Annotated in this window: 11 protein-coding genes; 5 read left to right on the forward strand and 6 right to left on the reverse strand. The window is 72.6% G+C overall.

Annotated elements, in window-relative coordinates; all coding sequences use genetic code 11:
• Positions 1–14 precede the first annotated feature (14 nt).
• From ACIA5D_RS38275 to lpdA, 3 genes are all read right to left on the reverse strand, one after another.
• The gene (locus ACIA5D_RS38275; protein ID WP_396035493.1) at positions 15–920 is read right to left on the reverse strand and encodes a TIGR01777 family oxidoreductase; all 906 of its coding nucleotides are present in this window, start codon (positions 918–920) and stop codon (positions 15–17) included.
• Positions 921–1096: 176 nt separating this feature from the next.
• Positions 1097–3010 carry a 2-oxoglutarate dehydrogenase, E2 component, dihydrolipoamide succinyltransferase gene (gene sucB / locus ACIA5D_RS38280; RefSeq protein WP_396035381.1) on the reverse strand — a complete coding sequence of 638 codons (1914 nt, stop codon included), beginning with the start codon at positions 3008–3010 and terminating at the stop codon, positions 1097–1099.
• Positions 3011–3052: 42 nt separating this feature from the next.
• Positions 3053–4441 carry a dihydrolipoyl dehydrogenase gene (gene lpdA / locus ACIA5D_RS38285; protein WP_396035382.1) on the reverse strand — a complete coding sequence of 463 codons (1389 nt, stop codon included), beginning with the start codon at positions 4439–4441 and terminating at the stop codon, positions 3053–3055.
• A 165-nt stretch (positions 4442–4606) separates the two neighbouring features.
• On the opposite strand from lpdA, the gene ACIA5D_RS38290 reads away from it, so the two are divergent.
• Complete coding sequence (locus ACIA5D_RS38290; RefSeq protein WP_396035383.1) at positions 4607–4924, forward strand: hypothetical protein; 318 nt, start codon at positions 4607–4609, stop codon at positions 4922–4924.
• Here ACIA5D_RS38290 and ACIA5D_RS38295 read toward each other — a convergent pair.
• The gene (locus ACIA5D_RS38295) at positions 4921–6459 is read right to left on the reverse strand and encodes a leucyl aminopeptidase (RefSeq protein WP_396035384.1); all 1539 of its coding nucleotides are present in this window, start codon (positions 6457–6459) and stop codon (positions 4921–4923) included. The genes ACIA5D_RS38290 and ACIA5D_RS38295 overlap by 4 nt on opposite strands.
• Positions 6460–6601: 142 nt before the next feature.
• Here ACIA5D_RS38295 and gcvT point away from each other — a divergent pair, with 142 nt between their 5' ends.
• The gene (gene gcvT, locus ACIA5D_RS38300) at positions 6602–7702 is read left to right on the forward strand and encodes a glycine cleavage system aminomethyltransferase GcvT (protein WP_396035385.1); all 1101 of its coding nucleotides are present in this window, start codon (positions 6602–6604) and stop codon (positions 7700–7702) included.
• Positions 7703–7707: 5 nt separating this feature from the next.
• Positions 7708–8061 carry an MmcQ/YjbR family DNA-binding protein gene (locus tag ACIA5D_RS38305; RefSeq protein ID WP_396035387.1) on the forward strand — a complete coding sequence of 118 codons (354 nt, stop codon included), beginning with the start codon at positions 7708–7710 and terminating at the stop codon, positions 8059–8061.
• Here the strand turns inward: ACIA5D_RS38305 and cobS are convergent.
• Entirely contained in the window at positions 8047–8769 is a 723-nt protein-coding gene (gene cobS, locus ACIA5D_RS38310; RefSeq protein WP_396035388.1) for an adenosylcobinamide-GDP ribazoletransferase, read from the reverse strand. The genes ACIA5D_RS38305 and cobS overlap by 15 nt on opposite strands.
• Positions 8770–8903: 134 nt before the next feature.
• Positions 8904–10838, reverse strand: coding sequence for a bifunctional adenosylcobinamide kinase/adenosylcobinamide-phosphate guanylyltransferase (gene cobU / locus ACIA5D_RS38315; RefSeq protein WP_396035389.1), 1935 nt, complete (start codon positions 10836–10838; stop codon positions 8904–8906).
• A gap of 81 nt (positions 10839–10919) precedes the next feature.
• Here cobU and ACIA5D_RS38320 point away from each other — a divergent pair, with 81 nt between their 5' ends.
• Entirely contained in the window at positions 10920–11117 is a 198-nt protein-coding gene (locus ACIA5D_RS38320) for a hypothetical protein (RefSeq protein WP_396035390.1), read from the forward strand.
• Positions 11118–11120: 3 nt separating this feature from the next.
• Positions 11121–11951, forward strand: coding sequence for a site-2 protease family protein (locus ACIA5D_RS38325; RefSeq protein WP_396035391.1), 831 nt, complete (start codon positions 11121–11123; stop codon positions 11949–11951).
• Positions 11952–11955: the final 4 nt, after the last annotated feature.

The following is an 11955-nucleotide window of genomic DNA, read 5'->3' on the forward strand; positions in this document are numbered from 1 at the left end:
CGGAGGCCGCTCACCTAGTGTGAAGTATCGACCGCGACACGCAAGGCAGCGTCGATGTCCGGATACGACCAGTGAAAACCGGCCTTTTCGAGGACTGCGGGAACGACCCTCTGGCTGATCTGCAACTCCTCGGCCAGACCGCCCAGCGCCAGGTCGAGCGCGAAGCCGGGCACGCTCAGAACCGCCGGGCGGTGCAGCGCCCGGCCGAGCGCCTTGGTGAATTCGGCGTTGGTGCATTGCACGGCGCTGACCATGTTGACCGGGCCGGCGACGTCATCGCGGTCGAGCAGGAACTCGGTCGCGCCGAGCCAGTCGGCCAGCGCCATCCACGCCATCCACTGCCGGCCGCCGCCGAGCTTGGCGCCGGCGCCCAGCCGGAACGGGATCATCAGGGGCTTGAGCATGCCGCCGCCGCCATCCAGCAGGGGCGCGGTGCGGAGCAGCACGACCCGGGCGCCGGCGTCCTCGGCGGGGCGGGCCGCGGCCTCCCAGACCTGGCACATGTCGGCCAGGAACGTGTTGCCGGCCGGCGCCTCCTCGGTGGTGGGCCGGTCGCCGGTGTCGCCGTAGCGGCCGACGCCGGAGGCCTGGAGCATGAGGCGCGGGCGGTCGGCGGCGGGCAGCTGCTTGATGGCGCGGGCCAGGGCGCCGGTGGTGTCGATGCGGCTCGAGCGCAGCACGCCGCGGTAGTGGGCGGTCCAGCGGTGCGTCCCGACGTTCGCCCCGGACAGGTTGACCACCGCGTCGGCGGCGGCGACCACCGCCGGGTCGATCTGGCCCTGCGACGGCTGCCAGGTTTTTTCGTCGGCTGAACGAGCCGGCCGCCGGACCAGCCGGGTGATCTCGTGCCCCGCTCCGGCGAGCCGGTCGCCCAGGCGCGTGCCGAGGAAGCCGGAGGCCCCTGCCATCAGGATCCGCATGGTCTTCATGATGCCCGAATATGAACCCGTTCAAAACTGAGCCGGCTGGCTCCGCTTCGCTCCGCGGGCGATCGCCCCTTCGCCGCTGATGAGGAGGCAGCCGATTTTCGACGCCGCAAACCCCACGGCGACGAAAATCGGCTGCCTCCTCATCAGCGGGGCGATCGCGATTCGTCTTATAGGCCGAGTTCGGCCTCGAAGTGGCCGCCCTCCAGGCGCTCCTTCAGGGTCACCAGGAAGCGGGCCGCGTCGGCGCCGTCCACGATCCGGTGGTCGTAGCTCAGCGCCAGGTACATCATCGAGCGCGGCACGATGATCTCGCCCAGCTCGGCGTCGTCGATGACCACAGCCCGCTTGACCAGGGCGCCGGTGCCGAGGATGCCGACCTGCGGCTGGTTGATGATCGGCGTGTCGAACAGCGCGCCCCGGCTGCCGGTGTTGGTCAGCGTGAACGTGCCGCCTGAGATCTCGTCCGGGCTGATCTTGTTGTTGCGGGTGCGCTCGGCCACGTCGGCGATCCGCTTGGCCAGCCCGGCGAGGTTGAGGTCGCCGGCGTCGCGGATCACCGGGACGATCAGGCCCTTCGGGGTGTCCACCGCGATGCCCAGATGCTCGCCGTCGTGGTAGGTGACCGTGCCGGCCTCCACGTCGATCGACGAGTTGACCACCGGGTGCTGCTGGAGCGCCTCGACGGTGGCCAGCGTCAGGAACGGCATGTAGGTCAGCTTCACGCCGTGCTTGGCCTGGAAATCGGCCTTGGCCTTGTTGCGCAGCTGGGCGACACGGGTCAGGTCGACCTCGACGACGGTGGTGAGCTGGGCCGAGACCTGCAGCGATTCGACCATGCGCCGGGCGATGGTGGCCCGGGTGCGGGTCAGCTTCTCGGTGCGGCCGCGCAACGGGCTCGGGGCCGGCTTGGCGGCGGGCGCCGCGGCCGGCCTGGCGGCGGCAGCGGCGGGCTGAGCGGCGGGGGCCGGCGCCGCCTTGGCCTTCTCGGCGGCCTCGGCCGCGTCGAGCACATCCTGCTTGCGGATGCGCCCGCCGACGCCGGTGCCGTTCAGGGAGGACAGGTCGACGCCCTTCTCGGCGGCCAGCTTGCGCACCAGCGGGGTCAGGTAACCGGCGTCGCCGGCGCCGTTGGCCTGGGTGGCCTCGCGGGTCGGGGTGGACGACGCGGCCGCGGGCTCGGCGTTGCGCTCGGCCGCCGACGGGTCCTTGGCCACCTCGGCCTCGGCGGACGGCTCCGCGTAGGAGTCGCCGGGGGCGAACGACGGCGCGGGCGCCGACTCGATCTTCGGGGCGGGCTCGGGCTCGGGCTCGGGGGCCTGCTCCTGCTTCGGCGCGGGCGCCTGCTGGGGAGCGGGCGCCTGCTGGGGAGCGGGGGCGGCCGGTGCCGCCGCCGGGGCAGCGCCCGCGACGCCGACGACCGCGAGGACGGCGCCGACGTCGGCCGTCTCGTCCTCGGCGACCTTGATGTCGAGCAGGGTGCCGGCGACCGGCGACGGGATCTCGGTGTCGACCTTGTCGGTGGAGACCTCGAGCAGCGGCTCGTCGACCTCGACGCTGTCGCCGACCTGCTTGAGCCAGCGGGTCACGGTGCCCTCGGTGACGCTCTCGCCGAGCGCCGGCATCTTGACCTCGGTGCCCTCGCCCGACGGGGCGGGAGCGGTGGCCTGCTGCGGCGCGGGCGCCTCGGCCTCGACCGGCTTCTCGGTCGACGGGGTCGTCGGGGCGGGCGGCTCGGGCTCGGCCTGCGGCTCGGGCTCGGCCTGCGGCGGGGCGGCCTGCGACGGGGCGGCCTGCGCCTGCTGCTGCGCGGCCGGGGCGGGCGCCGACTCGCCGCCGTCCTCGCCGTCGCCCGAGATGACCGCGAGCTCGCTGCCGACGTCGGCCGTCTCGTCCTCGCCGACGACGATGCGGGTGAGCACGCCCGCGGCCGGCGACGGGATCTCGGTGTCGACCTTGTCGGTGGAGACCTCGAGCAGCGGCTCGTCGGCCTCGACCCGCTCGCCCTCCTGCTTCAGCCAGCGAGTGACGGTGCCCTCGGTGACGCTCTCGCCCAGCCGCGGCATGGTGACCGATACCGGCATTCTCAGAACTCCTTAACCGCTACGTCTTCGATAACGACAAGATCAGGCGTGTACGTGCAGGGGCTTGCCGGCGAGCGCGAGGAACGCCTCGCCGAGCGCCTCGGTCTGCGTCGGGTGGGCGTGCACCAGCTGGGCGACCTCTTCCGGGAAGGCCTCCCAGTTGTAGATCAGCTGAGCCTCGCCGACCTGCTCGCTCATCCGCGCGCCGATCATGTGCACGCCGAGGACGGGGCCGTCGTCGAGCCGGACGAGCTTGACGAAGCCCTGGGTCTTGAGGATCTGGCTCTTGCCGTTGCCGCCGAGGTTGTAGTTGAACGTCGAGATCTTGTCGGCGCCGTACTTCTCCTTGGCCTTGGCCTCGGTCAGGCCCATCGAGGCGATCTCGGGGTCGCAGTAGGTGACCCGGGGGATGCCGGCCTCGTCGATGACCGCCGGGTGCAGGCCCGCGATCTCCTCGGCGACGAAGATGCCCTGGGCGAAGCCGCGGTGCGCGAGCTGGAGGCCGGGGACGATGTCGCCGACGGCGTAGATGTTGCCGACGCCGGTGTGCAGCCGCTCGTTGGTGATCACGAAGCCGCGGTCGAGCGTGACGCCCTGCTGCTCGTAGCCGAGGCCCTGGGTCGTAGGGCCGCGGCCGACCGCGACCAGCAGCACCTCGGCCTCGACCGTCTCGCCGCCCTGGATGGTCGCGCGCACGCCGTTGTCGGTGTGCTCGACCTTCTCGAACGGCTTGCCGACCTTGAAGTTGATCTTCCGCTTGCGGAAGTTGCGCTCGAGCTGCTTCGAGATGTCCTCGTCCTCGGCGGCGACCAGGCGGGGCAGCGCCTCGAGGACGGTGACCTCGGCGCCGAACGACTTCCAGACGCTGGCGAACTCGACGCCGATCACGCCGCCGCCGAGCACGATCGCGGAGGAGGGCACGCGATCGAGCCGCAGCGCGTGCTCGCTGGTGATGACCCGCTTGCCGTCGACCTCGAGGCCGGGCAGGGAGCGCGAGTAGGAGCCGCTGGCGAGGATGATGTTGCGACCGGTGTAGCGCTGGCCGTTGACCTCGACGGTGTCCTTGGCGACGAGCTTGCCCTCGCCGGCGACAACGGTGATCTTGTCTTGCTTGAGCAGGCCCTGGAGACCCTTGTACAGGCGGGCGACGACACCGTCCTTGTACGCGTTCACCCCGGCCATGTCGATGGACAGCAGCTCGGCCTTGATGCCGAACTGCTCGGCCTCGCGGGTCTGCTCGGCGACCTCGGCGGCGTGCAGCAGGGCCTTGGTCGGGATGCAGCCCCGGTGCAGGCACGTGCCGCCCAGCTCGGCCTTGTCGATCAGGGCAACGGAGAGGTCGAGCTCGGCGGCGCGCAGGGCGGCCGCATACCCGCCGCTGCCGGCACCGAGGATGACGATGTCGAAGGTTCCGCCGTTCGGCTGGCTCACGCTGACTCCAGTGGTCGCATCGTCGCCATGTGGGTCACACAATGGAAACGGTCACAGTATGTCCAGGCCATCTTGTCACTTGTGGAACCGATCGATGCAGCCAGGTGCCCACCGGCGCGCCTGTCCGTCGTACCCTTGCGAGCAATTGAGCGTGAGGAGCGGGCAGTGGCCTGGTTTCGGCGGCGAACGGAGTCGCGGCGCCCGTCGGGACGACCGGTGGACCGTGCCGATCTTGAGTATCTTGCGGAGTTCGTCCGGTCGCGCCGCGGGGTCGAGGCGTTCATCGAGCCACGGACGAACGTGACCGAGACCACGGTGTTGCTCGTGGCACACGACGGCGAGTGGACCCGCCGCCGGACCGAGTCCCCCGAGATCGCCCGGCGCTGGGCCCATCAGCTGTCCGTCCCGATCTACGACGTACGGCTGATGGGTTATCCCCAGCGCATGCGCGACTACAACGCCAGGCAGAAACGCCAGAGCTAGCCGGCGAAGTCGTCGATCGCCTGGAGGAAGGTGCGAACGGGGACGCCCGTGCCGCCCTTCGTCCAGTAACCCGCGGCCTCGCCCGCGTTGTAGCCCGGCCCCGCGATGTCGATGTGCGCCCACTCGACCCCGTCCGCCACGAACTCGCGCAGGAACACGCCGCCCTGCAGCATGTGCCCGGCCCGGTCGAGGGCGTTGTTGGTCTGGCAGATGTCCGCGATGTCCGACTCCATGCCCTTGCGGACCTCCTCGGGCAGCGGCATCGGCCAGGCCGGCTCGCCGACCTTGTCGCCGGCCTTGCGCACCAGCTCGGTCGCGGCCTCCGAGCCCATCAGGCCGGCGATCCGTTTGCCGAGCGCGATCACCTGGCCGCCGGTCAGCGTGGACGCCTCCAGCACGTATTCGGCGCCGTCGGCGCAGGCCCGCGCGATCGCGTCGCCGAGCACCATGCGTCCCTCGGCGTCGGTGTTGAAGACCTCGACCCGCTTGCCGTTGAACATCGTGATCACGTCGCCCGGCCGGTACGCCGAGCCGGAGGGCATGTTCTCGGCCATCGCCAGGTAGCCGCTGACCGCCACCTGCGGCTTGAGCGCCGCGATCGCCAGCATCGCCGCGCCGACCGCCGCCGCGCCGGCCATGTCCGACTTCATCTCCCACATGCCGGCCGTCGGCTTGATGCTGATGCCGCCGGTGTCGAAGGTGATGCCCTTGCCGACCAGCGCGACCTGCTTGGGCGACTCGACGCCCTCGGGCACGTAGCTGAGTTTCACCAGCCGCGGCGGCGCCTCGGAGCCCTGGCCGACCGCCACGATGCCGCCGTACCCGCCGGCCTTGAGCTCCTCGAAGTCGAGCACCTCGACCTCGAGGCCGGTGCCCTGGGCCGCGGCCACCACGGCGTCGGCGAACTGCGGCGGGCGAAGCTCGTTGGGCGCCATGTTGACCCAGTCGCGGCTCAGCCGCACCGCCCGGCCGACCGCCTCGGCCCGCGTGACCTCGGCCAGCGCCGCCGCGTCGCCCGCGTCCGCCACGTGCACCTGCAGCGCCGACACCGGCTCCCGGCGGTTCGGCTGCGGCTTGGTCTTGTAGCCCGCGAAGCGGTAGCCGCCCAGCAGCGCCCCCTCGAGGACGGCCCGCAGCACGCCGGGCGCGTCCTCGTCGTCGGGCACCGGCAGGGCCAGCGCGACCGTGGCGCTGCCGGCCAGGGCACGTACCGCCGCGCCCGTGCCGCGCCGCAGCTTCTCGAGCTCGGGGGCGGATCCGGACGGCTCGTCGCCCAGGCCGACCGCGACCACCAGCGGCGCGGCGATCGTGCCGAGCGTGGCCAGCTTGATCACCTCGCCGGGGGCGCCGCTCGCGCCGAGCAGCGCCAGCGTCGAGGTGAGCTTGCCGTCGAACGCGGCGGCGATGCTCTCGGCGCCGGCCGCCGGCAGCAGGGCGCCGCCGTCGTCGGGCTGGCTGTGCAGGCCGATGACGATGGCATCGACGGCCAATTCGGCCGGGTCGGTATCGACCAGGCTCAGGCTGGGCTGGCTCACTCGGGCTCTCCGCGGACGTTTCGGGGCCGGCGGCCTCTTGGGCTCGCCGGGCGCGCTGGTGGTTCCCCGGCGCGATGGCGACGGGGGAAGGGTTGTCCCCGCGACAATAACCACAACCAAGGTCACGGGTAAGTTCACTCTCATGTCTGCCGACGCCGTTGACCTTTTCCGATCCCCGTTGCACGAGCGTCACGTCGCGCTCGGCGCCAAGCTCGCCGCCTTCAGCGGCTGGGAGATGCCGCTCGAGTACGCCGGCGGCGGAGTGCTCCGCGAGCACGCGGCGGTGCGCGCGGCGGCCGGTGTCTTCGACGTCTCCCACCTGGGCAAGGCCGGCGTGATCGGGCCGGGCGCGGCCGCGTTCGTGAACTCCTGCCTCACCAACGACCTGGGCCGCATCGAGCCCGGCAAGGCGCAGTACACGCTCTGCTGCGACGAGAGCGGGGGAGTGGTCGACGACCTGATCGCGTACCTGTTCTCCGACGACGACGTCTTCCTGATCCCGAACGCGGCGAACACCGCGGAGGTGGTGCGGCGCCTCCAGGCCGCGGCGCCCGAGGGGATCGCCGTCGAGAACGAGCACCGCAGGTTCGCGATCCTCGCCGTCCAGGGCCCGGCCTCGGCCGATGTGCTCGGCAAGCTGGGCCTGCCCACCGAGCACGACTACATGTCCTTCGCGCCCGCGAGCCTCGGCGGCGCCGAGCTGATCGTCTGCCGCACCGGGTACACCGGCGAGCACGGCTACGAGCTGGTGGTGCCGTGGGACGACGCGGGCGCGGTCTGGGACGCGATCGTCGGCGCCGGGGTGCAGCCGTGCGGCCTCGGCGCGCGCGACACGCTGCGCACCGAGATGGGCTATCCGCTGCACGGCCAGGAGCTGTCGCTCGACATCACGCCGGTGCAGGCCCGGTCGGGCTGGGCGGTCGGCTGGTCCAAGCCGGCGTTCTGGGGCCGCGACGCGCTGACGGCGGAAAAATCCCAGGGTCCGCGTCGCCTTCTGCGTGGACTGGAGCTGACGGGCCGCGGGATTCCCCGCGGTCACATGCACGTGTACGCCGGGGAGCAGCTGATCGGCGAGACCACGAGCGGCACGTTCTCGCCCACGAAGAAGATCGGCATCGCGCTGGCGCTCATCGACACCGCGGCCGGGGTGTTCGACGGCGACCTGGTCCAGATCGACATCCGCGGCCGCAAGACCGAGGCCCGGGTGGTCAAGCCGCCGTTCGTGCAGCCGTCGGTGCGGTGAGCCCGGTGGCCGTCACCTACGAGCAGCTGCGCGAATGGGTGCTGGCGCTGCCCGGCACCCGGGAGGTCTTCGTCGAGGGCTGGGGGCACCCGACGCTGCGCTACGGCGACAAGATGTTCGCCTCCGGCAGCCCCGAGTCGAGCCACGCCTCGGTGAAGGCCAGCCTCGACGAGCAGGCCGAGCTGATCGCCGGCGCGCCCGACGTGTACGAGGTGGCGGCCTACACCGGGCGGTACGGCTGGGTGCGGGTCGACCTGACGAAGGCCGACGCCCGCGAGCTCCGGCAGGTGGTGACCGAGGCGTGGCGGCGGACCGCCCCGAAGAAGGTCGTCAAGGCCTACGACTCAGCGCAGGGATAGGCCGACCAGAGCGACGGTGGTGGCGACCTCCACCGACGCGCCGAGGACGTCGCCGGTGACGCCGCCGAACCGGCGTACGCAATGACGCAGGAGCGCGAGCACGACGGCGAGTGCGGCGACGACGGCGGCCGGGCCCTGCCACGGACGGTCCGGGGTCGCGGCAGCCGCGGACGCGACCACGACGGCCGCGATCAGCGCGGCGGCCGGGAGCGGCACCGTCTCGGCGACCAGCGAGCCCAGGCCCTCCGGACGGGCCGCGGGCACTCCCTTGCGGCAGGCCACGGTGATCGCCAGCCGGCCGGCGGCCCAGGCCACCACGACAGCTCCGCCGGCAACGGTGGCCAGCGACGCGGTCTGGATCAGCAGCGCGAGCGCGATCGCCGCCACCCCGAACGGGCCGATGTCCGATTTTTTCATGATTTCCAGGGCCTGATCGCCCCGGCGGTAGGAGCCGAGCGCGTCGGTCGTGTCGGCGAGGCCGTCCAGGTGCATGCCGCGGGTCAGCAGCGCGGCGGCGGCGACTGTCACCGCGGCCGCCACCAGATCGCTCGCGCCGGCCGAACGCAGCGCCCAGAGCAGGGCGGCGAGAACACCGCCCAGCGCCGCGCCCACCGCGGGCGCGAGGCTCATCGCCCAGGCCGCGGCGGCTCGATCCACCCGGCTACCCCGGATGGGAAGCACGGTGAGCGTCGTGACCGCGAGCCGCATGCCTGAGCCCGCGTCCGATACCCGGCCGCCGCTCATCCGCGCCCGCCGCTCATCCGCGCCCGCCGCTCATCCGCGCCTGCTCATCCGCGCCTGCTCATCCGCGCCTGCTCATCCGCGCCTGCCGTGGGTGACGCTCACTCCTCGCCGGCGTCGGCGCCGGTTGTCGCGGGGCCGGGACCGCCCGGCTCCGGCTCGGCGAAGTCGATCTCGTCGTCGTCGTTCGGCACGATCAGGTCGGACGCCCCGCCGTCGCCCGGCTCGACCAGCAGGGCCGGGTGCACCGGCGCCGCGGCGGCCAGGCCGACCGCGGTGCGCAGCAACGGCAGGGCGGCCAACGCGTTCGCGCCCTCGCCCAGGCCGAGGCCGAGGTCGAGCACCGGGTTGAGGCCGAGCACATCGGCGCCCTTGACGACCAGCGCGAGCTTGCCGGCGTCCGGCAGCAGGCACCAGTGCCGGGCCTGGCTGCCCAGGTCGCGCGCCACCAGGCCGGCCGCGATGCCGAGCGGGCCGTCCAGCAGCACCGGCAGCCGCCGCGACGCCGCTCCCAGCAGCGCGCCGACCGCCACCGCGAAGTCGGCGCCACCGATCTGCCGCAGCATGTCCTTGGCGCCGCGCGGCTCCTGCCGGATGCGGCGCAGAGCGTCCCGCACGGCCGCACAGCGGACCATCCAGGCCTCGTCGTCGTAGCGGCCGCCGGGCAACTGCACCCGCGGCAGGACCTCGACCCCCTCGGCCCCGGTGATCGCGGAGGAGAGGGTGGCGGCGACCGCGTCGGTGCCCACCCCGATCGAGGCGAGCACGAGCAGATCGCGGCCCGCGTCGGCGGCAGCTTCGGCGAGGCGCCAGCCCTGCCGGAGCGCCACGTCGACGGCGGCCTCGTCGGTCACCGGGCCGTCCTCCATCGCGCCGGAGCGCGCCACCCGCAGCACGGCGACGTCGGCGCCGGCCTGGCCGGCGAGACGGCTGAGGACGCCCTCGCCGTGCTCGACCTGCGCCACGCGGCGCTCGGCGTCCGCGGGGTCGTCGCCGGCCGCCGCGCCGCCGTCGTGGGCGCCGGAGATCAGCAGAACCCGCACCGACTCCCACGGGCGGGGGATCGTGGTGCCCTGGGTGGCGGCGGCGAACTCCACGGCCTCGACCAGGTCGCCCAGGCCGATGCCGGCGAAGTCGACGCCGGCCAGACGGTCGCGGGCGTCGGGGCCGGCGTCGCTGTCGGGCATCGGAAGGTCCATGCCGGGCTCGATGGCGACCCCGCCGCCGATGACCGGGAGCAGCTGGGTGGGCTCGTTGGGCACGGTGGTCGCGGAGGCCGCCACGGGGACGGCGGTGGGCTCGGCGGCCGGGGCCGGAGCGACCAGCTGCGGCTCGACGAGATCGGCTTCCGCCACGCTGCCCGCGGCCACGCTGCCCGCGGCCACGCTGCCCGCGGCCGAGCTGCCCGCGGCCGAGCTGGCGGCGGCGGTCGCGCTCGCCGGCGCGCCGCCGGCCTCGGCTGCCGCACCGGACGAATCCGATTTTTCGGAAGAATCGGCTTTGAGCCACACGTGCTGGCCGGCGACGACCAGCGCCACCCGGTCACATGCCTCGGCCAGCGCCTGATTGGTCGCGCCGAGCGCGTCGGCGAACGCCCGCCCCACCGGCGTCGTCGGCACCAGCGCCAGCCCGACCTCGGGGCTCACCAGCACCACCCGGGCGGACGTGCCGCGCACCGCCGCGGCCAGCGCCGCGACGTCCGCCTCGTCGTCGTTGGGCTGCCGGGCCGGCTCGAGCAGCTGCGTGACCCACCCGCCGAGGTCGTCGACGAGCAGCGTGTCGTCCGGCTTCGCCTCCGTGAGCAGGGCCGCGAGCCGAGCCGGGTCGGCGCCCGTCTCCTCGGTCGACCAGGACTGCGGCCGCCGCCGCTGATGGGCCTCGATCCGGGCCAGCCACTCCGGGTCGTCCTCGCCGCCCACGGCCGTGGCCACGTACCGCACCGAGGGCGCGTCCGCGACCAGCGCCTCGGCGAACGCGGACTTGCCGGAGCGGATCCCGCCGAGCACCAGGACGGTGTTCCACCGATCATCGGACATGCCCCGTACCTTAAAGCCGGGCCGCACAGGCGGACGCCGTAGGGTGGAGCGCACGAGCCCAGACGTGAGGGGGAACGGCGGATGCCGTGGAGTTGGCGGTACGAGAACGTCGACGGAGGGCCGGTCACCGGCCCGGCCGAGACGTTCAGCAGCCAGGCCGACGCCGAGTCGTGGATCGGCCAGGAATGGCGGGTGCTCGCCGACTCCGGCGTGGCCCAGGTCGTCCTGGTCGAGGACGACCGGGTCGACTACAAGATGAGCCTGCTGCCGGCGGACTGACGCGTGACCTACGAGCCCGTGTACACGCGGACCCCACGCAACGCCTTCATACCGAGCCCGGTCTTCGTCGGGATCGTCGCTGTCTTCGCGGTCAGCGGCTGGATGACCTGGGCCAAGTTCGGCAACGTCCGGGTCGACGTCTTCCTGTTCATCGTCACCGGCTGGCTCGTGTCGCTCTGTCTGCACGAGTACGCCCACGCCCTGGCCGGCTTCTTCAGCGGCGACAAGTCCGTGGCCGACCGCGGGTACCTGCGGCTCAACCCGCTCAAGTACACGAGCCCGCTGCTGTCGATCGTGCTGCCGGTCGTCGTGGTGATCCTCGGCGGCATCGGCCTGCCCGGCGGCGCGGTCTGGATCGACCACCAGTACATCCGCAGCAAGGTCAAGGACTCGCTGATCAGCGCGGCCGGCCCACTCACCAACGTGATCCTCGCGCTGGTGCTGGCCATCCCGTTCTGGATCGGGCTGGGTCCCCGGCTGGTCCAGCTCTCCTCGGGTCAGCTCGCGCTGGCCGGCCCGACCAACCACCTCGAGTTCTGGAGCGCCCTCGCCGCCCTGGGCTTCCTGCAGATCACGGCGAGCGTGCTCAACTTCCTGCCGATCCCCGGCCTCGACGGCGGCAGCATCATCGCGCCGTGGATGAGCCCGGCCTACCAGCGAGCGTGGAACCTGTTCGCGCCGTACGGCTTCATCCTGCTGTTCCTGGCGCTGTGGCAAACGAAACTGGGCGGCTACTTCTACGACGTCGTCTTCTGGATAGCCGAAAAGCTGGGCCTGTCCGAAGCGATGATCCAGGTCGGTCTTGAGCTGATGCGCTTCTGGAGTGGGAGTTAGACCC

Source organism: Actinoplanes sp. NPDC051513, assembly GCF_044454685.1.
Taxonomy (GTDB): domain Bacteria; phylum Actinomycetota; class Actinomycetes; order Mycobacteriales; family Micromonosporaceae; genus Actinoplanes.

What these genes read in the sequence shown, in the direction of transcription:
- ACIA5D_RS38275 (WP_396035493.1), bottom strand. Translation starts at nt 920, where the DNA reads ATGCGGATCCTGATGGCAGGGGCCTCCGGCTTCCTCGGCACGCGCCTG.
- sucB (WP_396035381.1), bottom strand. Translation starts at nt 3,010, where the DNA reads ATGCCGGTATCGGTCACCATGCCGCGGCTGGGCGAGAGCGTCACCGAG.
- gcvT (WP_396035385.1), top strand. Translation starts at nt 6,602, where the DNA reads ATGTCTGCCGACGCCGTTGACCTTTTCCGATCCCCGTTGCACGAGCGT.
- cobS (WP_396035388.1), bottom strand. Translation starts at nt 8,769, where the DNA reads ATGCGGCTCGCGGTCACGACGCTCACCGTGCTTCCCATCCGGGGTAGC.
- cobU (WP_396035389.1), bottom strand. Translation starts at nt 10,838, where the DNA reads ATGTCCGATGATCGGTGGAACACCGTCCTGGTGCTCGGCGGGATCCGC.
- ACIA5D_RS38320 (WP_396035390.1), top strand. Translation starts at nt 10,920, where the DNA reads ATGCCGTGGAGTTGGCGGTACGAGAACGTCGACGGAGGGCCGGTCACC.